Source organism: Paraburkholderia sediminicola, assembly GCF_046027355.1.
GTDB classification, from domain to species: Bacteria; Pseudomonadota; Gammaproteobacteria; order Burkholderiales; family Burkholderiaceae; genus Paraburkholderia; species Paraburkholderia sediminicola_B.
In genome coordinates, this window is the sequence record NZ_JAQQEK010000004.1 from 300,779 (window position 1) to 325,616 (window position 24,838).

Genomic DNA, 24,838 nt, shown 5'->3' on the forward strand with positions numbered 1-24,838 from the left:
GCCTCCGTTCACGCCGCGACGCGCTCGACGCGCGTAATGCGTTCGCGGGTCGCGGGAATCAGTTCACGGCCGTAATCGATGGCGTCTTCCAGCGGATCGAAGCCGCGTACGAGGAACGTCGAGACGCCGAGCGCGTAATACTCGGCGAGCGTATCGGCCACCTGTTCCGGCGTGCCGACCAGCGCGGTCGAATTCGAGCGTCCGCCGATTTCCTTGGCGACGCCGGTCCACAAACGTTCATCCACGCGATCCGAATCGCCCGATGCCGCGAGCAATCGCCGTGCGCCTTCGCTTTGCGCCGGGCCACCCACGCCAATGCCTTGCGCCGCGCGCAGCCGCTTCGTCTCTTCGAGGATGTGTTCCGCACGCTCCCAGGCCGCCGCTTCCGTCGCCGCGAGAATCGGCCGGAACGACACCGAGAAGCGCACGCTGCGGCCGTGCTTCGCGGCTTCCGCGCGTACGCGGGCGACCTGCTCGCGCACTTGCGCCTTCGACTCGCCCCACAGCGCGTAGACGTCCGCGTGACGGCCGGCGATTTCGAGCGCGGGCGCCGATGCGCCACCGAAGTACACCGGAATATGCGGCTGCTGCACGGGCTTGACTTCGGAGAAGCCCTGTTCGAAGCGATAGTACTGGCCGTTGTGATCGAACGGTTTGGTTTCGGTCCAGATGCGCCGCAGGATATGCAGGTACTCGTCCGTGCGGGCATAGCGTTCGTCGTGCGAGAGGAAGTCGCCGTCGCGGCGCTGATCCGTGTCGTCGCCGCCGGAGATGATGTGCACCGCGAGACGGCCGCCCGAATAGTGATCGAGCGTCGCCAGTTGACGCGCGGCGAGCGTCGGCGCGACAAAGCCCGGCCGATGCGCGAGCATGAAGTTCACCTTGCTGGTCACGCTCGCGGCGTGCGCGATCGTCAACAGCGCATCAGGGCTGGTGGAATGATGCGGCACGAGAACGCGATCGAAGCCCGCTTCCTCATGCGCGCGAGCAAACTGCTCGACGTAATCGATGTCGATGACGGGACCCTGCGCCGCGTGGGTTTCGGACACCTTGCGGGTCTGGATCATGCCGATGAATTCGATGGACACGTTCGTGTCTCCCTGAATGGTTTCTGCCCGGCGGGGCGGTGACGTGACTGGCTGGATGCATGGCTTTCGTGCGAGGGGTTAAGGTAGCAGCGCGACATGCGCTTGTTAAATATTGATCGGCCATATCTATATCGGATTTGCATGTAACGCTCTGCGCTTCTGGCACGGCGTTTTGCCTTCCCGACACGGCGTGCGGGCAAACCCCATTTCACGAACGTGGACATCGCGGCGCCGTCAGCAGAAAAACGCAAGCTTTGCGAGAATGCCCCATCGCGCGACAGCGCCGGAAACAACAAGTGAACAGACAATGATCCCCTTCTCGGTCCTCGACCTCTCGCCGGTCACCGCGGGCGCCACACCGGCAGATGCGTTCAGGAATACGCTCGACCTCGCCCAGCACGCGGAAAGCTGGAACTACCGCCGCTTCTGGCTCGCGGAACATCACAACATGACGGGCATTGCCAGCGCGGCGACCTCGGTGGTGATCGGCTATGTCGCGGGCGGCACGAAAACGATACGCGTCGGCTCGGGCGGCATCATGCTGCCGAACCATGCGCCGCTCGTCATCGCCGAACAGTTCGGCACGCTCGCCTCGCTTTATCCCGACCGCATCGACCTGGGTCTCGGCCGCGCGCCCGGCACGGATCAGAGCACCGCTCGCGCGCTGCGTCGCGATCTGCAAAACAGCGCGGATTCGTTTCCCGACGATGTTGTCGAATTGCAGCGTTATTTCGCCGACCCCGTGCCGGGCCAGCGCATTCGCGCGGTGCCGGGCGCGGGACTGAACGTGCCGCTGTGGCTGCTCGGCTCGTCGCTTTTCAGCGCGCAACTCGCGGCGGCGTTAGGGTTGCCGTTCGCGTTCGCTTCGCATTTCGCGCCGGATTACATGCTGACGGCGTTGCAGGTGTATCGCTCGCAATTCCGTCCGTCGGCTACGCTCGACAAGCCGTATGCGATGGTCGGCGTCAATCTGTTCGCCGCCGATACGAACGAAGAGGCGCAGCGTCTTTTCACCTCGTTGCAGCAGCAGTTCATCAACTTGCGACGCGGCACGCCGGGTCAGTTGCAGCCGCCAGTCGAACGGCTCGAGGCGTCGGAGATGGAATTGAATGGCGTGGCGCATTCGCTTGCCTGCACGGTGCTCGGCGATCGTGAGGCGGTGCGCGAAGGCTTGAAGTCGGTCATCGATCAAACCGGTGCCGATGAGTTGATGCTGACCGCGCAGATTTATGATCACAAGGCGCGGTTGCGTTCGTTTGAGATTGGCGCGCAAGTGCGGGAGGAGTTGGCGGGCGGGTAAGTAAGGCAGGTAATTACGTCGACGAATGTAGAAAGGGCAGCCAGCGGCTGCCCTTTTTTCGATCTGCGAGAGTCAGCCGACTATTGACTCACCGGTTCGCCGGCACCGCCGCGAGCCCATCCAGCAACGCCTTATGAAACGCCTGCGGATCCTGCATCTGCGGCGCATGCCCCAGTTCGGCGAATTCGACAAGCGTCGCATGCGGGATCGCCTTCGCCGCGGCCTTGCCAAGCTCCGGGTAATGGCCGATCTTCTCACGCACCTCGGCAGACGCGGCATCCTTGCCGATCGCCGTGGTGTCCTTCTGCCCGATCAGCAACAGCGTCGGCACGCTCAACTGCCCCAGTTCGTACACCACCGGCTGCGTATAAATCATATCGTCCAGCAACGCGGAATTCCACGCGACGATCTGCTTGCCCGGGCCGCGATACATGCCCGCCAGCATCTGCACCCACGGTTCGTAGTTGGCGCGCCACTGCCCTGCGTAATAGTTGGTCTGCTCGTAGCGGCGAATGCCTTCGGCGGTCGTCTTCAGTTCCCGCTCATACCATTGATCCACGGATAAGGAGGGCACGCCCTTCGCCTTCCAGTCCTCCAGACCAATCGGGTTGACCAGCACCAGTTGCTGCGTCTCGCGCGGATACATCAGCGCGTAGCGGATCGCCAGCATGCCGCCGGTGGAATGGCCGATCATGGTCGCGTCGGTCACGCCGAGCGATTCCAGCAACGCATGCGTATTGCGCGCGAGCTGTTGAAAACTGTACTGATAGTGCTCGGGCTTGCTCGACTTGCAAAAGCCGATCTGGTCCGGCGCGATCACGCGATAACCTGCGTCGCTCAGCCGATGAATGGTCACATCCCACGTCGCCGCGCAGAAATTCTTGCCGTGCAGCAGCACCGCTGTGCGGCCGTTCGCCTTCGCCGGCTTGATATCCATGTACGCCATATGCAGCGCCACCCCTTGCGAGGTGAAGTCGTACTGTTCGACCGGCGCCGGATAGTTGAACCCTTGCAACTCGGGACCGTAAGCCTGACCGGTATCGCCGGCGGCGCTCGTCGCGGCGGAAACGGCCTGGCTGGCCGGACTAGCCACGCTCGCCTGGCTCCGCGCGGCGGCACTCGCGGGCGCGGCGGCGCTCGCCGGCGTGGCGGCTGACGCCGCCAAAACGGCGGGCGCGGAGGTGGCGGCTAGCGCGCAAACGCTCAGCGTGGCGAGCAAGGACAGGCGGCGAAAACTCATCGAAGTTTTTTCTAAAGGGAGAACACACGGAAGGCATGCGAGGCAAACGCACGGTGAGACCAACGCCCGAACCTCCGGCCGGGAGCGCACGATTCTACGACGCGCCGCCCGACTCTGCTGCCGCCGGCGCTGGCTGACAGCGGCATAGCGGGCGTGGCACGCATATTGCAGCTCGGCACCTCACGCTCTATGTGTGTCGTGGCGCACGGATCGCCGCGATGCAAGGGGTGATCGTGCGCAAGGTGGGCGCACGAGCGGCATCCGCACAATTCAGACTACTCGCCCGCGGCAAATCAGTGCTAGAACTAGCAGACGGGCCCGCGAAGACGGAGCCGCCTCGCAGCACGATTCATCAGCGGAGAGCAAGCGACCAAACCATCCGGGGCATACTAATCAGGAGACAGACATGGACACTCCGGCACGGCTGAACGATCTGCAACGCACCACCCTCGCCATCGTCCTTGCGGGCGGACGGGGCACGCGGCTCGGGCCGCTTACCAACAAACGCGTCAAGCCGGCCGTGCACTTCGGCGGCAAATACCGGATCATCGACTTCGCGCTCTCCAACTGTCTGAACTCCGGCATCCGCCGCATCGCGGTCGTCACGCAGTACAAGGCACACTCGCTCTTGCGGCATCTGCAGCGCGGCTGGAGTTTTCTGCGCGGCGAGATGGGCGAATTCATCGACTTGTGGCCCGCGCAACAGCGCGTGGAAGGCGCGCACTGGTATCGCGGCACCGCGGACGCGGTGTTCCAGAACCTCGACATCATCCGTTCGATCCGGCCGAAATACGTGGTGGTGCTGGCGGGCGACCACATCTACAAGATGGACTACACGCGCATGATCGCCGACCACGCGGAAAGCGGCGCGGACTGCACGGTCGGCTGTATCGAAGTGCCGCGCATGGAGGCGGTGGCCTTCGGCGTGATGCACGTCGACGAAAACCGCCGCGTGACCGGCTTCGTGGAAAAGCCCGCCGACCCGCCCGCCATGCCCGGCCGCCCGGATATGGCGCTCGCCAGCATGGGCATCTACGTGTTCAGCGCGGATTATCTGTATTCGCTGCTCGAAGAGAACATCTCCACCGTCGACACCGATCACGACTTCGGCAAGGACATCCTGCCGCGCGTCGTCACGCAAGGCACGGCGATCGCGCATCCGTTCAGCATGTCGTGCGTGTCGTCGGATCCGAACGTGGAGCCGTATTGGCGCGACGTCGGCACGATCGACGCCTACTGGGCCGCCAATCTCGACCTCGCTTCCACCATCCCGACGCTCGATCTCTACGATCGCAACTGGCCGATCTGGACGTATCAGGAACAGTTGCCGCCCGCCAAGTTCGTGCGCGACCTGAAGGGGCTGCAAGGCTCGGGCAACAATCTGATCGTGTGCGGCGGCTGCGTGATCTCGGGCTCGCAGATTTCGCGCTCGGTGCTGTCGTCGAATGTGAAAGTGAGTTCGTTCTGTAACATCAATGAGGCAGTCTTGTTGCCGCAGGTCACCGTCGGCGCGAGCTGCCGGTTGCAGAAGGTGGTGATAGACCGCGGCTGCGCGATACCGGACGGCACGGTGATCGGCGAAGATCCGGTGAGCGACGCCGAGCGCTTCTACCGTACCGACGACGGCGTCGTGCTGGTCACGCCGGAAGCGTTGCAACAGAAGGCGTAGTCAGTCAGGCCGGTTGCCGCCGGCCCACCCAACCCGCACTAACAGGACAGAGACGGAGCCTATGACGATTCGCGCCCTGCACGTCGCAAGCGAGCTGTATCCCCTCCTCAAAACGGGCGGTCTCGCCGACGTCGCGGGCGCGTTGCCGCCTGCGCTGATCGAGCGCGGCGCCGATGTGCGGGTGCTGTTACCCGGCTTTCCGGCGGTGGTCGCCGGCCTGACCGATCTGGCGCCGGTCGCGCAACTGGGCCGCCGCTTCGACGCGCCGGGCGTCACGCTCGAGCGAGGCACGCTGGCGTCGAACGGCCTGGTGGTCTATGTGATCCGCGCGGCCACGCTGTATGACCGGCCCGGCAATCCCTATCTGAACGACGAGCACGTGCCGTACGGCGACAACGCCCAGCGTTTCGCGCTGCTCGGCTGGGTCGCCGCGCAACTCGCGCAGCAACTGGATCCGGCGTGGTCGCCGCAGATCGTCCACGCGCACGACTGGCACGCGGGGCTCGCGCCGGCCTATCTGAAAGCCGCGGAACGCCAGCATGGCCGCCGCTTCGCGCGCAGCGTCTTCACGGTGCACAACCTCGCGTATCAAGGCGTGTTTCCCGCGCATCAGTTCAGTCAGCTCGGCCTGCCGGACGATTATTTCGCCGTGCATGGCGTCGAGTTCTACGGGCAACTGTCGTTTCTCAAGGCGGGCCTCTACTACAGCGACCGCATCACCACCGTCAGCCCGACCTATGCACGCGAAATCCAGACGCTCGCCCAGGGCGGCGGGCTCGACGGCCTGCTGCGCCATCGCTCGCACGATCTGAGCGGCATTCTGAACGGCGTCGACTACACGGTCTGGTGCCCCGGCACCGATACGCTGCTCGAGAACCACTACAGCGCGACGCGGCTCGCCGGCAAACTGGCGTGCAAGGAAGCATTGCAAAAACGCTTCGGCCTCGCGCAGAAAAGCGATGCGCTACTGTTCGGCGTGGTGAGCCGCCTGACCGAGCAGAAAGGCCTCGACCTGCTGCTCGAGGCGGTGCCCGAAATCGTCAAGCACGGCGGGCAACTGATCGTCTTCGGCACCGGCGACCCGGCGCTGGAGAACGGTTTGAAACGCGTCGCGCATACGCATCCCGAATCCGTGGCGGTGGAACTGGGATTCGACGAAACGCTCGCGCATACGATCGTCGCGGGCAGCGACGTGATCGCAGTGCCCTCGCGTTTCGAGCCGTGCGGTCTGACGCAACTGTATGCGCTGGCGTATGGATCGCTGCCGCTCGTGCACTGCGTGGGCGGTCTCGCGGACACGGTGGTGGACGCCTCGCTCGAAAATCTCGCCGACGACCTCGCCACCGGTTTCGTGTTCGAGCGATTCGGACCGAAGGGTATCGGCGCCGCGATCCGCCGCGCCTTTGCGCTCTATGGGCGCCGCACCGAATGGAAGGCGACCCAGCGGCGCGCGATGCGTCAGGACTTCGGCTGGGGCGCCTCGGCGGAGCGTTATCTGGCGTTGTATCGCGAGCTCGCCTGAGCTCGAACGGCTGTTGGGCAACCGGGCGACGCATCTTTTTATGAGCCAGGGACGGCTTCGCGACCGTCCTTCACCACGCTCACGTCTGATGGTTCGGCGCAACAACGCGGGGACGGATCGACTCGCGCAAGGCAAACTCATGTATTGTTTCCTGACGATGCAGAGTGTGCCGATTTCCTGCACCATCTGAAGCAGTCCTGCCGCATGAAGCGTCCGGTGCTAGCCGGATCGCCGCCGCGGCGCACCCTTCCCGTTTTCATTGATCGCGCCTACCCGTTTGCGCGGGCCACACCATGACGAAAAACGTTCTGAGCATCCAGTCACATGTCGTCTTCGGTCACGCCGGCAATAGCGCAGCCGTGTTTCCGATGCGTCGGCTCGGCGTCAACGTCTGGCCGCTCAATACCGTGCAGTTCTCGAACCACACGCAATACGGCCATTGGACCGGCAGCGCGATCGACGGCTCGCAAATGGAGGATCTGGTCGACGGCATCGGCGCGATCGGCATGCTGCCGCGCTGCGATGCCGTGCTGTCCGGCTATCTGGGCACGCCCGAACAGGCGCAGTCGGTGCTGGAAATCGTCAAGGCCGTGAAGGCCGCCAATCCGCGCGCCTGGTACTTCTGCGATCCTGTGATGGGCGCCGCGAGCGGTTGCAAGGTCGAGCCGGGCATCCAGGAATTTCTTGTGCGCACCATGCCCGAGATGGCCGACGCGATGGCGCCGAATCACACCGAATTGCAGCGCCTGGTGGGACGCGAGATCGAGACGCTGGAAGAAGCCGTGACGGCATGCCGCGAACTCATCGCACGCGGGCCGAAGCTGGTGCTGGTCAAACATCTGCTCGATCGCAACAGTCCCGCCGACCGTTTCAACATGCTGGTCGTCACCGAACGTGAATCGTGGATGGGGCAACGCCCGCTCTATCCGTTCGCGCGGCAACCGGTGGGGGTAGGCGATCTGACGAGCGCGGTGTTCGTCGCGCGTACGCTGCTCGGCGATTCGATTCGCGCGGCCTTCGAGCACACGCTGGCCGCCGTGAACGCGGTGGTGAAGACGACCTGGCAGGCCGGCCGCTATGAACTCGAACTGGTGGCCGCGCAGAATGAAATCGCGCAGCCGCGCGAGTGGTTCGATGCGTGGGTGGCGGATACGGCGTAGGTGGCGGGCGCAGCGTAGGCGTGTTCGACGCGTCTTGTGCGGAACGCGGCGCGCGTCATCGGCGTGGGCTGCGGTCGCCGCGCCTGAACGCGTAAAGTGCGTCGGATCATCCCACCGTCCTCAAGGCAGTTTTTTCGCAGCGCAAGCAATCCGTAATGTACGCCTCGTGGCAGCCGATCCGCGCCGCGTCTCTCGACTGTCAGCCGCCCGTCCTATAATGCGTGCCGCGTGGACGAGGCACCCGCCCGCCCACTCCGCATTTTTCAGGCATCCGGCATTCAGCAGACGAGGCATCGATGGACGGTTATATCCGCAGCGAGCGGGAAGAATATTTTGAGCAGTTGTGCATCAGCGTCGACGCTGACGAGGTGCACGAACAGGAAGCGATCGAGTTCTTCGAAAGCCAGTTCGACCAGGCCGACTTCGATCCCGCGCAGTGGCTCGACATCGCGCTGTACTATTCGCCGGCCGTGGCGCGCGGCATCGTCGACATGGTGACGGCTGACGACAAGGCGCGCAGCAATATCGCCGAAGTGATCGCCGACAACCTCGACATCTCGTACGGCGAGGACGAATGCCAGCAGTTCGCCGAGACCATCGAGTTCGCGCTGAACAACGGCGTGCCGGTGGATCTCGACCTCGTGCTCGACGGCTGCCAGCGCGCCATCGACGACCTCGACACCTGGGCCGACGACGACACCAAGGCGCCGCTGCTGCGTCTGCGCGAGGAGTTGTTGCGCCAGCAAGGCGAGCATTGAACGCCCGGCTTTAGCTCACAGCAAAGCTTTACCTCGGCGCATTGCGCAGGCGCGGGATCGCTCCCGCCGCTGCGCCGCAATCACCGCCGGCGCGTTCGCGCCGGTCTCTTAAGCATATGCCGCAATCCGCACCCACGCATCAGCGCTGACACGCCGCCAGCGAACGCGCTGCGCCGCCTATGCCGAAATGCTCATTCAAAGTGCCACGAACTGCCAAGACGACGGCAAATTGGCTTTCTATATTCGCGCCAGATTGATCTCCGCCTGAAGGCAAGTGCGCGCATTCCCGCATTGTTCAAAGCGACCGATCATCCGTAGTCTCTCGATGCGCGCCATGCGAAGTCCATGCTTGCGCGTCGATCCAGCGCTACTGCCTTGCCGCTTTCACAACCTGAAACTGTCGATGGAAGGAGAGACCATGAGTCTTCGCTACACGCTGAAACCGCTTGCCCTGTTCGTTGGCGCTATCTTCGCCATCGTGCCGCCGGCCAGCTACGCCGACGACCTGCCGGTGAAGGTCGGATTTGCCGCGCCGCTGACGGGCGCCAACGCCGGCTACGGCAAGGACCTGGAGAACGGCGTCCGGCTCGCGCTCGAGGAAGCCAACGCGCAGAAGATCAAGATCGGCGACAAGGTGGCCCAATTCCAGATCGTCTCCGAGGACGACCAGGCCGACCCGCGCGTCGGCGTGCAGGCCGCGCAAAAGCTGGTCGACGCGGGCGTGTCGGCCGTGGTGGGCCACTTCAACTCGGGCACGACGATTCCGGCCTCGCAGGTCTACGAGCAGGCCGGCATTCCGGTGATCGACCCGGCCGCCACCAATCCGATCATCACCGGACGCGGCTTCGCGAACACCTTCATGGTGATTTCCACCGATGCGCAGAACGCCGGCAACGCGGGCGTGTATGCGGTGGAAGTGACCAAGGCCAAACGCATCGCGATCATCGACGACCGGACCGCGTTCGGCCAAGGCGAGGCCGACGAGTTCGAGAAAGCGGTGAAAGCGCACGGTGGCAACCTCGTGACGCGTGAATACACCGACAACAAAGCGGTCGACTTCAGCACGCAGATCACCAAGATCAAATCGACCAATGCCGATCTGATCTTCTTCGGCGGATTGGACACGCAGGCCGCGGGCTTTGCCAAGCGCATGAAGCAACTGGGCATGAACGCACAACTGGTGGGCGGCGGCGGCGTGATGGATCAGGATTTCATCAAGCTGGCCGGCGATTCTGCTGAAGGCGTGATGGCCTGGGAATATGGACGGCCACTCGCGCAGTTGCCTGGCGGCAAGGATTTCTCCTCGAAGTTCAAGAAGCGCTTCGGGGTGGATATCCTGTCCTATGCGCCGTTCGGCTATGACGGCGCATGGGCCGCGATCAAGGCGATGCAGAAGGCCAAGTCCAGCTCGCCGAACGACTACCGACCCGCGCTCAAGGCCATCGATTTCGAAGGCGTGACCGGCAAGATTTCCTTCGACAACACCGGCGCGTTGAAGAGCGGCGCATCGACGCTCTATCAGGTCAAGAATGGAGCGTGGGTGCCCATCGTGACGAAGAGCGGGAGTTAAGCGACTTGTGATCCCGGCACGGGTTTCGATGCTTGCGCCCGTGCCGGCGGAATCGCTACGGGTTCTTCGAATTGCCGGCCTTGACCACCAGTTCGGCCTCGAGATCCCGCTCGATTCGCACGAGATCGTCGTGCATCTCGGCGAACTCGCTCGCGGAACACATCTGATGGCCAAAGGCGGCGCGCAAGTGCCGCCTGACCTGCAAGACCCGCGCGGCCGGATCGTAGACGTAGCGGGATGAAAAGGTCAGAAAGCGGTCTTGCACCGCGGTGTCGGACGGCAAATCCGTCACCCGCACGAAGCGCGGCAGCGTCATTTCCAAGGTCTCGTCGAACTCTGCGCCGATGCACGTCCAGGGCTGAGTCCTCGCGGGCTCCGCGAGCCACGCCTGCACCTGCGAGCCCATGCCGCCGGAGAAACTCGTCAAGGCCGGTACCGCGGTGGTGCCGTCGGTCCAGACGAAGTGCTCCACCTTCCCTTGCATCGACGTGGCGAACGGTCCGTTCGTCGCGCTGAGATCCGCCGTGCGCAATTGCGTTGTGCCATGCAAACCCGTCTGCAATAGACGATTCGCGGCGATCTGCTGCGTGCGTTGCCGCGTCGAGCGCCGAAACGTGTTGCGCTCGATCTCGGCGGTAAAACCCGCGTCCTCCGCGCGGTAAGCGTAATTAGCCGCCCCGCTTTCATCGATGTCGATCTGCACGCGCGCGCCGCGTTCGCGCAACTGCGTGGCCGGCGTTCGCGACAGCACGCCCTCGCCGACCAGCAATACCGGCCTGTCCATCACACTCGGCGGCAGATAACCGAAAGCCGTGCCCCCCGCCGTCGTATCCGCGTACAACGACAACTCAGGAATCCAGACAATCGCGTGATTGATCGCGCTTGAGCCGTAGCCGGGCACGTCCGGCAAACGGTAGTACGGCCCGAGATTGAGCAGCACCGCCTCGCTACGGATGCCGACCGCGGCCAGCAATGCGCCGTAGAGCGCGACGTGGTCCTTGCAGTCGCCGTAACGGTTGCGCAGGATGTCGATCGCCTTGTGCGGGATCGCCGCCGTTTCGCCGAGAAACAGGGCGACGTAGCGGATATTCAAACGCATCCAGTCGTATAGCCGTTGCGCTTTCACGCGCGGATCGTCGGTGCCGGCGGTCAGCGCTTGCGCGAGGCGGACAATCGCTGGATCGCTCGCCGTCGCGTCGGCGGCGGGCCCGCGATAGCGCGCCGCGAAATTCGCGAAGTCCGGCACCGTCGATACCATCAGGCGGTCGCCCCAGTTCGCGTAGCCGACCGCGCCCGCTTCGAGCGGCGCATACGGCCCGTGCTGGTAGTCGAACTCGTAGCGGGTTCGGCCGTTCGCCGTGACCGGCGGCACGGCGACGTAGCCGCGCGCGTCGGCGTAGAGCGGCACGTCGGCGGGCAGATCGAAAATCAGGCGCTGCAGTTCGACGGGGTCGCGCGTCGGTTCGACAAGATACGCGAAGGTGCCCGCCTGCAAGGGCGTCGTGCGCGTCTTGCGAAACGCCAGATGCACGCGCGAGCCCGGCTCCACGCCCGGGAAAATCACCGTGCGCAACACGCCGTCCTCGAAACTCGGCGCGCCTGCCGAGCGCGGCTCCTGCACGTCGCGGATCGCCTCGGGACCGACCGGATGCGCGGCGCCGTCCAGGTCGATCGTTTCGGCGGCCAGCAACTGCACCTGCTCGATGTCCTTGTTGAACCACACGTAGCGTTGCGCGATATCGTCGACGCCGCTCGTCGTGTTGGCGCGCAAGACGGTGTCGTCGTGTTCCTCGACGGAGCCGTCTTTCTGGATCGTGAAGAGATGGACGTCGCGCTCGATCGTGGAAGGCGCGCGATCGTCGCCGGATGCGGTGGACACGCTGTCGTCGGCGAACGCGCTGACCGCGACGCACGCGCCTAGCGCCGACCCGCAGGCCAGCCTGAGAAAAAACGCCACGCACCGCGTCATGTGCGCCGCACCGTGCCCCGCGCGCGCCAGGCTCGCGGACTCGAAGCGAACTCCGCGCGAAACGCGTGATTGAAATTCGACAGATCGTTGAAGCCGCAATCGAATGCGATATCGACGACCTTCGCGCTGCCGTCCTGAAGACGCAGCGCCGCGGCGCGCAAGCGCGCCCGCAACAGGTATTGATGGGGCGTCACGCCGGTCACGCGCTGGAACGTGCGCAGAAAGTAGAACTCGCTCAGGCCCGCGGCGGCCGCGAGGCTCGCGAGCGAATGCGGCGCGCCCGGCGTGTCGTCGATCAGCCGCACGGTCTGCGCGACGCGCGAACATGCCGTGGCGCTGGCGGGCGCGGCGGGACGCGTCAAGGCGCCGGCCGCCTGCAGTGTCGCGGCGGCCAGTTCGACGGCGAGTTCGTCCCATGCTGTTGGGCCCGAACCGTCGGCGCTCGCACTTGCGCCGACGCATGCCCGCGCGATCAACGGCGACAGCGCACGCAGCGACGGCAAACGCGCGCGTTTGAATTGCGGATTGCCGCTCGCCAGACCCGCATCCGCGGCAAGCCTTTCGAAGTATGCCGGCGCATAGTGAAACGCGATGCAACGGTCGCCCGCGCCATGCCGATGACCGCACTCGAAGCAATCGCCCGTGTTGCCGAGCAGCAGCGCGCCGGGCGTGAGCAACTCGCGGCCGGTCGCCGCGCGATAAGCGAACGAGCCCGCCACCACCATCGCGATGCATACGCCGCTGTGCCGCTCTTCGAACGGCTGGTCGCGCGGGCCGAAGGTGCACAAGACATCCTCGACGCCCCACCCGGCGTCGCCGGCGAGCGCACGCGCCGACGTGCCGCCGCGCGCGCCTTCTTGTTCGCGGCGGGCCAGCGCCTGTTGCAACGTGACGGCAATTTTCCCCAAGATGCACCTCGGCTGAGTCCGTATCGTGGTTTTAGCACATCGGCGGCCGGCGCGTTTTCGTTGGTTCCGCCGATGCCGATCCCACCATGCACCGAAGGAGCACACACGATGAAAAGACTGGAGCACAACCTCGACAGCGGCTTTCACGCTGCCCTGAGCGCGCCCGCGCGGGCCGCCGATATCGACGCCGCCGACGACCTCTACGGCTGGCTGATCGGCAGTTGGGACATGGACGTGGTGCATTACCGCGTCGACCTGGGCAACGCTCGCCGCCGCGGCGAAATTCATTTCGGCTGGGTGCTGGAAGGCCGCGCCGTGCAGGATGTCTGGATCATGCCGCCGCTCGCCGAACCACGCGACATGCCGACGGCCAGCGACGCAATGTACGGCACGACCTTGCGTGTCTGGGACCCGGCGCTGCGAGCATGGCGGGTCACGTATATCAATCCGCGCACCGGTCAGCGTGACGAGTTGGTGGGCCGCCGCATTGGCGAGCATCTCGTGCAGATCGGCACGCACGCCGACGGCACGCCGATTCGATGGAACTTCACCGACATCACGCGGGATTCGTTCCGTTGGACCGGCGTGGCGCTCGCGCGGGACGGCGTGACGTGGACACTCGAGGCGGAGTTTCACGCCCGCCGCAGGAGCTCCTCTCAGCCTACGTAAGCGAGCGCTAGCTCGCGACTCGCCGCATCACTCCGTTTCACCGAGTTGCCCGAGCAAAGCCTGCAATCGCTCGACGTGCCTGAGCAGCAGATGCCGATGCTTTTCGATCTGCTCGAGCCGTCCCGCGAGATCCGCCTGGATCGGGTCGTCGAGATCGGCGGCGGCGATCACGTCTTCCACCTTGGCGCGCATCGTCGCCAGTTCCACCGGCGCGTGAGTCAGATGCCGCTCGAAACGCCGCACGTCCTGAATCGCCACGTCGCGGACCTTGCGAAAGTGCGCCTGACGCCGATGCGCTTCCGCGTCGAGGATTTCTTCCTCGACACGCTTGGCCGGCCCCGGCTGACCGAAAATCGGCTCGGGCGGCCGCAACACCGTCTTCTTTCGCACCGGATGCGCCGTGCCGCGAAACCGCGCGAGCGGTTGTTCGTTGTCGATCGCTTCTCGCGCGTTGGGCGGGATGTCGTGCTCGGTGTGCGGCACGTTCATCCAGCCGCCCGGCAGTCCGGTGACCGCTTCGATCCCACGCACGAATTCCTCGCTGAATTCGCGCTGGCCGGACAACATCAGTTTCAGATAGCTCGCGGAGAAGGTCATCATGCGCGCGAGTCGCGTCGCCGCGCCGACCTCGCGGGTCAGCAGCACCAGGTTCGCTCGCCAGACCGGGAGCAGCAATTCGTCGGAATCTTCCATCGCTGGGTCTTCCATCTTTTTTGCCCGATGTAGAGATCACGCGCCTCTCGCGCGTTATCGTTTTGAAAGGGTAGCCGCTTCACCGCATGGCGCGCAATCCCGGTATGCCATTGCGTGAGCGTCGATCTGTCGTAATTACACGCCACTGCGCCATTACGCACCATTGCCCGCTATCCATTACCGGTGGCGGCTCACGACGATCGTCGTTGTGAATTGACACCTGCATTTGTTCAGCGTTCCTCCGCTCTGCACTCGCGATGTGGCATGCTTGCAGGCGGTCGCGGCACGCCCCGTGCCGCGCCGTTAGTACCCCAACACTGATTTAAGGATTTTGTAATGAAGAAGATCGTCCTCGCCATCGCCGCAGCCGTTGCAGCCCTGAGCGCCATCGCTCCCGCACAAGCTTATGAGCATCATCACCCCGAGTGCCACAAGGTGCGCGTTCATCATCATTGGGAAAAACGCTGCCATTAATGGCGGTGCCAAGCCCTGACCGGTACGGCACATCGTAAAGCCCCGCTACAGGCGGGGCTTTTTTTCGTCATCAAATCGACGCGGAGCAGGCAGATTTCTTCAACGCGCTATATACGTTCTGCGCGAAAACGGCAGCATGCAATCACGGACACATGCTGTTACACCTTTGCGGTGTCGGCCGACGCGCACACGGCTTCGCGCAACTTGCGCGGCACCGTGCATCGCGTGGAGAAGAAGAAAGGACAGCGGCCGCTTCACGCAGCCTTGACGCGCTCCAACGCTTTCACGACGAGCGCTTCCAGCAGAGGCTCGACTTTCGCGGCCAGCGTTTCGTCATACGCATACGGCATGTGCTCTTCCATATACGTGATCTGCGAGAGTTCGAGTTGCAAGGCATGCACGCCTTGCGACGGCTGGCCATACTCGCGCGTGATATAGCCGCCCTTGAAGCGGCCGTTGGCGACAGCCGTATAGCCGCCGTCGTATCGCTCGACGATAGCGGCCATATCCTCGGCCAATCCCGCCACCGCGCTCGCGCCGTTCGAGGTGCCGAAGTTGAAATCGGGCAGACGTCCCTCGAAAAAACGCGGCACATGCGAGCGGATCGAATGCGCTTCCCACAGCAGCACCTTGCCGTGTTTCGCTTTCAGCGCCGCGAGTTCGCCTTGCAGCGCCTCGTGATAAGGCTTCCAGTAAGCCTCGCGACGGCGCGCGACTTCGGCCTCGTCCGGCAGATGGCCATCCAGGTACAACGGCTCCTTGTCGAACGTATCGACCGGCAGCAGACCGGTTGTGTCCTGGCCTGGATAGAGGTTCGCGCCGTCGGGCGGACGGTTCAGGTCGATCACGTAACGCGCGTAGGTGGGCGCGAGAATCGACGCGCCCATGCGTTTCGCGAACGCATAGAGACGGTCCAGATGCCAGTCGCAATCGTCGGTGCGCTGCGCGACGGGCGTCATCGTCGCGGCGATGTCGGCCGGGATTTGCGTACCCAGATGCGGAATCGAAATGAGGAACGGCAGGCTTCCCCGATGCAGCGAGAAAACCGGCGGAGTGTTCGAAGCAGTCATGTCAGTCCGGAATCGATAGGATCGAAGGATCAGTTCAGCAGCTCAACGCGTGCCGCTCATTTGAGCAGGTCCGCCAGCGCCACGCGATAGCGCGCGTACGCACCCTCTTCATCGCGATGCCGGCGGTTATCGACGACCTTCTCGCCACCCGCGTAAACGTCGCGAATCGGCGTTTCGCCATGCTCGCAGAATACAACGCCCGAGAGCCAGGCGTTCGGCGCATGCTCGGCGATGCTCGAATGATCCGCGTCGAGCACGAGCCAATCGGCGCGGCGGCCGGGTTGCAGCGCACCGACCGCACGGCCCGTCGCGCGTGCGCCGCCTTCGAGCGAGGCGTCGAAGAGACGATCGGCGACGTGCGTGGCCTGCGCCGACGCCAGCACGTTGCGCTGCCGGCGCGTGAGACGCTGGCCGTATTCGAGCAAACGCAATTCGGCGCGCCAGTCGACGCCGATATGGCTATCCGAGCCCACGCCGATGCGTCCCTGCGCGTCGAGATAGTCCTGCGCCGGGAAAATGCCGTCGCCGAGATTGGCTTCGGTGGTCAGGCACAAACCGGCGACCGCGCCGCTCTTCGCAAGCGCCAGTGTTTCGTTCGCATCGACGTGCGTGGCGTGCACGAGGCACCAGCGGCTGTCGACATCGAAACGATCGAGCAGCCATTGCACCGGACGCGCGCCTTCGGTTTCGAGGCAGGCGTCGACTTCGGCGGTCTGCTCCGCGATATGGATATGAACGGGCGCCGTGCCCTCGATGCCGCCGAGCAGCGCACGCAATGAATCCGCGGATACGGCGCGCAGCGAATGCGGCGCCACGCCATAACGCAACGCGGCAGTTTCGGGGCGCGCCGCGCGCAAGGTGCCGAGCAGATCGAGCAGACTCTCCGGCGTGTTGATGAAACGCTGCTGATCCTCACGTGGCGCGCGCGAACCGAAGCCGCTGTACTGATACAGCACCGGCAGCATCGTCATGCCGATGCCGCTCGCCGACGCCGCATCCACCACGCGTTGCGCGAGTTCGGCCTGGTTCGCGTAACGGCTGCCGGTGGGCGTGTGATGCACATAGTGGAACTCGCACACCGACGTATAGCCCGCTTTCAGCATTTCGATGTACAGCCACTGCGCGACGCTCGCCAGGCCTTCCGGCGTGATGCGTGCGGCGAAGCGATACATCAGATCGCGCCAGCTCCAGAAGTTATCCGTGGCGCCCGCGCCGGATGCGCGATATTCGGTGAGGCCGGCCATCGCGCGCTGAAACGCGTGCGAATGAAGATTCGGCATGCCAGGCAGTACCGGACCCGCGGCTTTCCGCACGCCGGCGGGCGGCGTCGACGTATCGGGCGTGACGGCGGTGAGCGTGCCGTTTGCGTCCCACTCCAGCAGCACGTTGTGGCGCCAGCCATCCGGCAGGTACGCGTGCTCGGCGAACAGCGATTGATTCGATTGCTTGTGCGTTTCAGTCATCTCAGGCTCTAGCTCAATTCACGCCGCGTATAAACGGTCTCGCCCGCGCGCACGACTCGCGCGCACAACGGACGCCCAATCCAGTAAGCCAACTCGGCCAGCGAGTCGACCGACCACACCGCGAAATCGGCCGCGCGTCCCGCTTCCAGCGAGCCGTGCCGATCCGCCTTGCCAAGCGCGCGTGCCGCGTGCGACGTCACGCCTTGCAGCACTTCGGGCACGGTCATGCGGAACAGCGTGGTGGCCATGTTCATCATCAGCAGCAGCGAGGTGGCGGGCGACGTGCCGGGGTTGCTGTCGGTCGAAATCGCGATCGGCACCTCATAGCGCCGCAGCAATTCCAAAGGCGGCAACTGCGTCTCGCGGATGAAGTAGTACGCGCCCGGCAGCAGCACGGCCACCGTGCCGGCCTCCTTCATCGCGGCAACGCCGGCTTCGTCGAGAAATTCGAGGTGGTCGGCGGACAGCGCATGATGGCGCGCCGCGAGTGCCGTGCCGCCGCCGTTCGACAACTGCTCGGCATGCATTTTCACCGGCAGCTTGTAACGTTCCGCCGCCTCGAAGACACGCTCGCTTTGTTCCAGCGAAAAACCGATGCGCTCGCAGAACACGTCGACCGCGTCGACGAGGCCTTCGCCGGCGAGCGCGGGCAGCATGGTGTTGCAGACTTCGTCGATGTACGCGTCGGCACGGCCGGCGAACTCGGGCGGCAACGCGTGCGCGCCGAGAAACGTCGTGTAGACGGTCACGGGATAGCGCTCGCCCAATTGACGCGCGACGCGCAGCATCTTGCGCTCGCTGGCGAGGTCGAGGCCGTAGCCGGATTTGATCTCGAGCGTGGTCACACCTTCGGCGAGCAACGGTTCGAGCCGTGCGGCCGACTGACGGAACAGCGAGGCTTCGTCGGCGGCACGCGTGGCGCGCACCGTGGAGACGATACCGCCGCCCTGCCGCGCGATTTCTTCGTAGCTGACGCCCGCGAGGCGCTGCGCGAATTCGTCCGCGCGCTGCCCGCCGTACACGAGATGCGTATGGCAATCGACGAGACCCGGCGTCACCCACGCGCCGTGCAGATCTTCGCGCGGCCATGCGGCGTAGTCGGCGGGTAATGAGGAAGCCGCGCCGAGCCACACGATCGTGCCGTTTTCAACGGCGATCGCGGCATCGGGCAGCGTGTGTTCGGGATCGCCCTGTGGGCAAAGTTTCAGGTGATGCCAGACGGTTTGCTTCATCGCGTGCTCTTTGCAGCTTGTTGCGTGTCTGTGGTGGTTCGCGTGCAAACGCCGTAGAGGCAGCAAGCGTGCACGCGAATCGTCGTCATCGTTGCGTGTAGCGGATGCTGATTGCGAGCAAGGCGCCCTCGCCTTCGACTGCGCATGAGAGCGCGTTCGGCGTGTCGAAGCGCAGCGTGTCGCCGGTGGCGAGCGACAGCGCTTGCGCGTCGCCAGGGGTGACCGACACTGAACCTTCCGCGCAATACAGGAGGACCGCGTCGGCGGAAAGCGTGCGTTGCGTTGCGCCCCGCCACACTTCGACTTCACCCTGCGCCGCGTCACGCCGCACCATCAGGTTGAAGTCGCGTGTCGCGCCGTCGACCAGACGCGCGTCGATTTGCGCCTCGCCGGTGAAACGGGCCATGTCGAGCGCTTGCGTCAACGAGTGCGTCTTCATGCCGTGCGCGCCGTCCGCTTCATCGAGCAACATGCCCGCGCCGGACAACAACACAAGCGTGCGATCGATACCAGCAAAGCGCGAGAACGGTCCGGCTTGCGCGACATCGGCAATACTCACCCGCCACATGAAGGCATCGAGCCCCGCGCCTTCGGGAAACGCCGCCACTTCGCGCGTGACGCCGCCGCCGTTCTTCCACGGCGCCGCCACGAGGTCGGCGCCGCGAATCAGCGTGAGGGTCGCCCCGCTGCCGACAACCGTGCCGTGAAGCGTCACGATTAGCGGCCCAGCATCGGCAGATTGAGGCCTGCCTCGCGCGCCGTTTCCTGCGCGAGTTCATAGCCCGCATCCGCGTGACGCATCACACCGGTTGCCGGATCGTTGAACAGCACGCGGCCGAGGCGCTCTTTCGCCGCATCCGTGCCGTCCGCGACGATCACGACGCCCGAGTGCTGGCTAAAGCCCATGCCGACACCGCCGCCATGATGCAGCGACACCCACGAGGCGCCGCCCGCCGTATTCAGCAGTGCGTTGAGCAGCGGCCAGTCGCTGACCGCGTCCGAGCCGTCCTTCATCGATTCGGTTTCGCGATTCGGGCTCGCCACCGAACCGGTGTCGAGGTGATCGCGGCCGATCACGATCGGCGCCTTCAGCTCGCCGTTCCTGACCATCTCGTTGAACGCCTGGCCCAGACGATAGCGATCCTTCACGCCGACCCAGCAGATCCGTGCCGGCAAGCCCTGGAACGCGATACGTTCGCGCGCCATGTCGAGCCAGTTGTGCAGATGCGGATCGTCGGGGATCAGCTCCTTGACCTTCGCATCGGTCTTGTAGATATCTTCCGGATCGCCCGACAGCGCAACCCAGCGGAACGGGCCCTTGCCTTCGCAGAATAGCGGGCGGATATACGCCGGCACGAAGCCCGGGAAATCGAAGGCGTTTTCCACGCCCATTTCCAGCGCCATCTGGCGGATGTTGTTGCCGTAGTCGAGCGTGGCGGCGCCGCGTTCCTGCAGCGTCAGCATGGCTTGCACCTGCTTGGCCATCGACTGCTTGGCAGGCAGCACGATGCTGTCCGGCACGGTTTTCTGACGCTCGCGCCAGTCTTCGACATTCCAGCCTTGCGGCAGGTAGCCGTGAATCGGATCGTGCGCGCTGGTCTGGTCGGTCACGCAATCCGGCGTGATACCACGCGTCACGCATTCAGCGAACACATCCGCTGCGTTGCCGAGCAGGCCGATCGACACCGGCTTGCCTGCTTTCTTCGCGTCCTCGAGCATGGCGAGCGCCTCGTCGAGCGTCGCCGCTTTCTTGTCGACGTAACGCGTCTTCAGACGGAAGTCGATACGCGTCTCGTCGCATTCCACCGCGATCATCGAGAAGCCGGCCATCGTCGCCGCCAGCGGTTGCGCGCCGCCCATGCCGCCCAAGCCGCCCGTCAGAATCCAGCGGCCCGAAGGATCGCCATTGAAATGCTGATTCGCCACCGAGAAGAACGTCTCGTAGGTGCCCTGCACGATGCCCTGGCTGCCGATGTAGATCCAGCTGCCCGCCGTCATCTGGCCGTACATCATCAGGCCCTTGCGATCGAGTTCGTGGAAGTGTTCCCACGTCGCCCAATGCGGCACCAGATTCGAATTCGCCAGCAGCACGCGCGGCGCGTCGGCATGCGTGCGGAACACGCCGACCGGCTTGCCCGATTGAATCAACAGCGTTTCGTTTTCCTCGAGATCCTTCAGCGACTTGAGAATCTGATCGAAACAATCCCAGTTGCGCGCGGCACGGCCGATACCGCCGTACACGACCAGCGCGTGCGGATGCTCGGCGACTTCCGGATCCAGATTGTTCTGGATCATCCGGTACGCGGCTTCCGCGATCCAGGTCTTGCAGGTCTTTTCCGCGCCGCGCGGTGCGCGGATCGTGCGGGTGGGATCGAGACGCGGGTCGATGTGTTTCGGGTTGTTCATGATGGGCCCTCGGAATGCTTGAAGATGGTCGAAAAAGATTCGGGTACGGCAAAAACGGCGTTGTCAGAAATGTCCGGTGAAGCGATAACGGCTGCCGGGATGCCAGAGATTGGCGATCGAGGCGACCTGGCTTTGCGACCACGTGCGCCGATGCAGCACGAGGCAGGGTTCGAGTTCGTCCATGGTCAGCAACTCGCGCGTATCGCCATCTGCGGCCAGCGCTTCAATGCGGTACTCGACCCGCTGCAACGGCGCGACACGTACGAGATACTGATTCGGCGTGGTGTTCGTGAAGTCCTGCAGCGCGTACTCGGGCGCGACTGCCGGATTGACCCAGCGCTCTTCGAGTTGCACCGGCTCGTCGTTTTCGAAATGCAGCACACGTGAATGAAACACCGGACTGCCCGCGCTCACCTGCATTTCCTCGGCGAGCGCTTCGTCGGCGATGCTCGCGCCGATGTGCAGCACGTTCGCCTGATAACGATGACCGCGCGCGACGATTTCGTCGGAGATGCTGCGGATCGCCACCAGCGTCGATTCGTACTTGGGACGGGCCACGAAGGTGCCCGACCCTTGCACACGCGTGAGCACCTGCTCCGAGGTCAGCTCGCGCAACGCGCGGTTGACCGTCATGCGCGCCACGTTGAATTCGCGCGCGAGCTCGTTTTCGGAGGGCACCTGGTCGCCTTCACCCCATTCGCCCGCATGAATGCGCGCGAGGATGAAGTCCTTGATGCCCTGATAGGCCGGTGCGTTCATTGGCTTGCTCTGCCTCGCTGACTGCTTACTGTTCAGACGCGAAGGAGAGCGGGCTCAGCTTCGCGATCGTGCCGTCCTGCACGAGACGCGTGACCGCCGCGATATCCGGTGCGAAGTAGTGATCGAGCTCGTAATGCGCGACGTCCTTGCGCACTGCGTCCATCACTTTCTGCAGGCTCGGGCTGGTCTTGTGCGGCGCGCGCAGATCGACGCCTTGCGCGGCGGCGAGCAACTCGATCGACAGAATGTTCGCCGTGTTTTCAGCGATGTCGCCGAGCTTGCGCGCAGCGAACGTTGCCATCGACACGTGGTCTTCCTGGTTCGCGGAAGTGGGCAGCGAGTCGACCGAAGCCGGATGCGCGAGCGTCTTGTTTTCCGAGGCGAGCGCCGCGGCCGTGACGTGAGCAATCATGAAGCCCGAATTCACACCGCCGTCGCGCACGAGGAACGGCGGCAGGCCCGACAGCGTCGCGTCGATCAGCAGCGCGATGCGGCGTTCAGCCAGCGCGCCGATTTCGGCGACGGCAAGCGCGAGGTTGTCGGCCGCGAAAGCGACAGGCTCCGCGTGGAAGTTACCGCCCGACAGCACTTCGCCGGTGTCGGGAAAAATCAGCGGATTGTCGGAGACGGCGTTCGCTTCCAGCAGCAGCACGTTCGCAGCGTGGCGCATCTGATCCAGGCACGCGCCCATCACTTGCGGCTGGCAGCGCAGGCTGTACGGGTCCTGCACCTTGTCGCAATCGGCGTGCGAGACGTTGATGCCCGAGCCTTGCAACAGCGAGCGGTATGCCGCGGCAGCGTCGATCTGACCTTGATGGCCGCGCAGTTCATGAATGCGTGCGTCGAACGGCTTGACCGAACCCATTGCCGCGTCCACCGACAACGCGCCCGACACCAGCGCGGTGCGGTACAGGTCTTCGATGGCGAACATGTTGTAGAGCGCGAGCGCGGTCGAAGCTTGCGTGCCGTTCAGCAGCGCCAGACCTTCCTTGGCTTGCAGCGTGAGCGGCTTGAGGCCGACGAGCGCGAGGCCTTCGGTGGCCGGCATGCGCTCGCCTTTCGCGAACACTTCGCCGACGCCGAGCAGCGTTGCCGACATATGCGCGAGCGGCGCGAGGTCGCCCGATGCGCCGACCGAACCCTTCACCGGGATCACCGGCAGCACGTCGGCGTTGTACAGCGTGATCAGCGCTTCCATCACTTCGCGGCGGATGCCCGAGTGACCACGGCCGAGGCTCGAGAGCTTCAGCGCGATCAACAGACGCACGACCGGACGCGACATCGGCTCGCCCACGCCGACCGCATGCGAGAGCACCAGATTACGTTGCAGCAGTTCGAGCTGGTCGTGCGGAATGTGCGTGCTGGCGAGGCGCCCAAAGCCCGTATTGATGCCGTAGGCCGGCTCGCCCTTCGCGGCGATATCGGCGACGGCTTGCGCGCAGGCGTCGATCGCGGCGTGGCTGGCGGGATCGAGTTGCAACGCGACATGTTCGCGAGCGATCTGGCGCAGTTGCGGGAGAGTCAGGTAGCCGGGCTTCAGATTCATCATGGTTGTCGTCCTGTCTATACAATTTGAGAGAAGTCTAGCGACGTCGGCTTGTATATACAACTTGTTTTTTGAGGTTTTGGCCCAGGGGTTTCCATTAGGGTGGGATGCAGGCTTGGCTTGGATCTTGCCACTGCCGCGATTTCCGGCGGCCGCGCGCTGCGGACCGCCTTCCAAGTGAAGCCAATCTCAACTTGTATATACACGTTCAAAATGGCAGGCGCGAGGCGGACAAAAAGATTTCGCCCGCGAACCGGCACGCTTCGCTGCCTATAAGAGCGTTATAGGAGAGGCGGCTTGTGACGCAAAAAAGCCCGCGTGCTCAGGCGAGCCGCAGGCTCCTTCTTATTGGACTAGTGATGGGACAGCGCCGCTAAAGCTGCACGCGCGCCGCGATGAAATCCAGGAAGCACTGCACGCGACCCGCCAGCGACGCGCTCTGGTAATACACCGCGCTCACCCGTTGCCGTTCGTCCGCCAGCACGTTGCCGAGGATTGGCACGAGACGCTTCTCGCGCACATCCGCGGCGCTCATGAAGTCGGCCAGACACGCGATGCCCCAGCCCGACAGCGCCAGTTGCCGCAATGTCTCGCCGCTCGAGGCGGTGATCGCCGGTTCGATTTTCAGCGATTCGGCCCCGCCCTTGCGCCCTTCCCGCAACGGCCAGCGATTCAGATGCTCCGGCGCCGTGAAGCCGATCAGCCGATGCTCGCGCAACGCTTCCACCGATTTCGGCTCGCCATATTCGGCCAGATACGCCGGGCTCGCGAGCACTCTCAGCTTGCTGGTGCCGAGGGCGCGCGCATGCAAAGTCGAATCCTGCAATTCGCCGATACGGATCGCGATGTCCACCTTCTGCTCCAGCAGATCCACGATCCGTTCGTTGCTGGTCAGCTCCAGCCTGATCTCCGGATACAGCGCCGAAAACGCCGTCATATGCGGCGCCACGCAATGCAGCATGAAGGGCGACGCCGCATCGACACGCAGGCGTCCCGAAGGCCGCTCGCGTCCGCGCGTGACGGACTCTTCGGCCTCTTCCATCGCGTCCAGAATTGCGCGGGCGCGCTGCAGGAAGGTCTCGCCTTCTTCGGTGAGTTGCAGACGTCTTGTCGTGCGCCGTACCAGCGCGGTGTCGAGTTTCTTTTCCAGGCGCGTGAGCGCGCGGCTCACACCGGAGACGGTTTGGCCCAGTTTCTCCGCAGCCGCGGTGATCGAGCCGCTGTCGATCACCGTGACGAACACCAGCAACTCGTCGGTGGAAGTTTTCATTGTTGATTTGAAATCAAGATTGATTTGAGACTAACACGGTTTTTGCGAGAATCAAGTCGGCGGATACTGCGT

The 24,838-nt window shown here is 64.3% G+C and carries 21 protein-coding genes; 8 read left to right on the forward strand and 13 right to left on the reverse strand.

Going from position 1 to position 24,838, the window contains the following annotated elements; genetic code table 11:
- Positions 1–8: 8 nt before the first annotated feature.
- Entirely contained in the window at positions 9–1,088 is a 1,080-nt protein-coding gene (locus tag PQR42_RS09600; RefSeq protein ID WP_408386092.1) for an LLM class flavin-dependent oxidoreductase, read from the reverse strand.
- 307 nt (positions 1,089–1,395) lie between these two features.
- On the opposite strand from PQR42_RS09600, the gene PQR42_RS09605 reads away from it, so the two are divergent.
- Positions 1,396–2,388, forward strand: coding sequence for an LLM class flavin-dependent oxidoreductase (locus PQR42_RS09605; RefSeq protein ID WP_408386090.1), 993 nt, complete (start codon positions 1,396–1,398; stop codon positions 2,386–2,388).
- An 88-nt stretch (positions 2,389–2,476) separates the two neighbouring features.
- On the opposite strand, the gene PQR42_RS09610 is transcribed toward PQR42_RS09605, so the two are convergent.
- On the reverse strand, positions 2,477–3,628 hold the full coding sequence (locus tag PQR42_RS09610; protein ID WP_408386088.1) for an alpha/beta fold hydrolase: 1,152 nt from the start codon (positions 3,626–3,628) through the stop codon (positions 2,477–2,479).
- A 406-nt stretch (positions 3,629–4,034) separates the two neighbouring features.
- On the opposite strand from PQR42_RS09610, the gene glgC reads away from it, so the two are divergent.
- The 5 genes from glgC (at position 4,035) to PQR42_RS09635 (ending at position 10,307) form a co-directional block, all read left to right on the forward strand.
- A complete protein-coding gene (glgC, locus tag PQR42_RS09615; RefSeq protein ID WP_408207828.1) occupies positions 4,035–5,297 on the forward strand; it encodes a glucose-1-phosphate adenylyltransferase in 1,263 nt (420 codons plus the stop codon).
- 61 nt (positions 5,298–5,358) lie between these two features.
- Positions 5,359–6,819, forward strand: a complete 1,461-nt coding sequence (glgA, locus tag PQR42_RS09620; RefSeq protein WP_408386086.1) for a glycogen synthase GlgA — start codon at positions 5,359–5,361, stop codon at positions 6,817–6,819.
- Between the two features lie 293 nt (positions 6,820–7,112).
- Positions 7,113–7,979 carry a pyridoxal kinase PdxY gene (pdxY, locus tag PQR42_RS09625; protein ID WP_132375065.1) on the forward strand — a complete coding sequence of 289 codons (867 nt, stop codon included), beginning with the start codon at positions 7,113–7,115 and terminating at the stop codon, positions 7,977–7,979.
- 296 nt (positions 7,980–8,275) lie between these two features.
- Positions 8,276–8,737 carry a hypothetical protein gene (locus tag PQR42_RS09630; protein ID WP_408386084.1) on the forward strand — a complete coding sequence of 154 codons (462 nt, stop codon included), beginning with the start codon at positions 8,276–8,278 and terminating at the stop codon, positions 8,735–8,737.
- Between the two features lie 418 nt (positions 8,738–9,155).
- Positions 9,156–10,307: a branched-chain amino acid ABC transporter substrate-binding protein gene (locus tag PQR42_RS09635; protein WP_408207835.1), complete on the forward strand. Its 1,152-nt coding sequence runs from the start codon at positions 9,156–9,158 to the stop codon at positions 10,305–10,307.
- A 55-nt stretch (positions 10,308–10,362) separates the two neighbouring features.
- Here the strand turns inward: PQR42_RS09635 and PQR42_RS09640 are convergent, their stop codons facing one another.
- Positions 10,363–12,276 (reverse strand): DUF3857 domain-containing transglutaminase family protein, encoded by a 1,914-nt coding sequence (locus tag PQR42_RS09640; protein WP_408386082.1) that lies wholly within the window; start codon positions 12,274–12,276, stop codon positions 10,363–10,365.
- Positions 12,273–13,184, reverse strand: coding sequence for a helix-turn-helix domain-containing protein (locus tag PQR42_RS09645; protein WP_408386080.1), 912 nt, complete (start codon positions 13,182–13,184; stop codon positions 12,273–12,275). The genes PQR42_RS09640 and PQR42_RS09645 overlap by 4 nt, the downstream gene beginning before the upstream one ends.
- 108 nt (positions 13,185–13,292) lie before the next feature.
- Here PQR42_RS09645 and PQR42_RS09650 point away from each other — a divergent pair, with 108 nt between their 5' ends.
- Positions 13,293–13,853 (forward strand): hypothetical protein, encoded by a 561-nt coding sequence (locus tag PQR42_RS09650; protein ID WP_408207843.1) that lies wholly within the window; start codon positions 13,293–13,295, stop codon positions 13,851–13,853.
- 27 nt (positions 13,854–13,880) lie between these two features.
- Here the strand turns inward: PQR42_RS09650 and PQR42_RS09655 are convergent, their stop codons facing one another.
- Positions 13,881–14,546 (reverse strand): hypothetical protein, encoded by a 666-nt coding sequence (locus PQR42_RS09655; RefSeq protein WP_132375071.1) that lies wholly within the window; start codon positions 14,544–14,546, stop codon positions 13,881–13,883.
- Positions 14,547–14,882: 336 nt separating this feature from the next.
- Here PQR42_RS09655 and PQR42_RS09660 point away from each other — a divergent pair, with 336 nt between their 5' ends.
- Positions 14,883–15,020, forward strand: a complete 138-nt coding sequence (locus PQR42_RS09660; protein ID WP_165923849.1) for a hypothetical protein — start codon at positions 14,883–14,885, stop codon at positions 15,018–15,020.
- A gap of 254 nt (positions 15,021–15,274) precedes the next feature.
- On the opposite strand, the gene hutG is transcribed toward PQR42_RS09660, so the two are convergent.
- The 8 genes from hutG to PQR42_RS09700 form a co-directional block, all read right to left on the reverse strand.
- On the reverse strand, positions 15,275–16,090 hold the full coding sequence (gene hutG / locus PQR42_RS09665) for an N-formylglutamate deformylase (RefSeq protein ID WP_408493624.1): 816 nt from the start codon (positions 16,088–16,090) through the stop codon (positions 15,275–15,277).
- A 56-nt stretch (positions 16,091–16,146) separates the two neighbouring features.
- The gene (locus PQR42_RS09670) at positions 16,147–17,553 is read right to left on the reverse strand and encodes a formimidoylglutamate deiminase (RefSeq protein ID WP_408386076.1); all 1,407 of its coding nucleotides are present in this window, start codon (positions 17,551–17,553) and stop codon (positions 16,147–16,149) included.
- Positions 17,554–17,561: 8 nt separating this feature from the next.
- A complete protein-coding gene (hutI, locus tag PQR42_RS09675) occupies positions 17,562–18,785 on the reverse strand; it encodes an imidazolonepropionase (protein ID WP_408386074.1) in 1,224 nt (407 codons plus the stop codon).
- An 85-nt stretch (positions 18,786–18,870) separates the two neighbouring features.
- Complete coding sequence (locus PQR42_RS09680) at positions 18,871–19,500, reverse strand: HutD/Ves family protein (protein ID WP_408493625.1); 630 nt, start codon at positions 19,498–19,500, stop codon at positions 18,871–18,873.
- A 2-nt stretch (positions 19,501–19,502) separates the two neighbouring features.
- On the reverse strand, positions 19,503–21,191 hold the full coding sequence (gene hutU, locus PQR42_RS09685) for a urocanate hydratase (RefSeq protein WP_408386070.1): 1,689 nt from the start codon (positions 21,189–21,191) through the stop codon (positions 19,503–19,505).
- A 63-nt stretch (positions 21,192–21,254) separates the two neighbouring features.
- Positions 21,255–21,950 (reverse strand): histidine utilization transcriptional repressor HutC, encoded by a 696-nt coding sequence (gene hutC, locus PQR42_RS09690; RefSeq protein ID WP_012432558.1) that lies wholly within the window; start codon positions 21,948–21,950, stop codon positions 21,255–21,257.
- Between the two features lie 25 nt (positions 21,951–21,975).
- Positions 21,976–23,499: a histidine ammonia-lyase gene (gene hutH, locus PQR42_RS09695; protein ID WP_408207860.1), complete on the reverse strand. Its 1,524-nt coding sequence runs from the start codon at positions 23,497–23,499 to the stop codon at positions 21,976–21,978.
- A 370-nt stretch (positions 23,500–23,869) separates the two neighbouring features.
- On the reverse strand, positions 23,870–24,766 hold the full coding sequence (locus PQR42_RS09700; protein ID WP_408207862.1) for a LysR substrate-binding domain-containing protein: 897 nt from the start codon (positions 24,764–24,766) through the stop codon (positions 23,870–23,872).
- Positions 24,767–24,838: the final 72 nt, after the last annotated feature.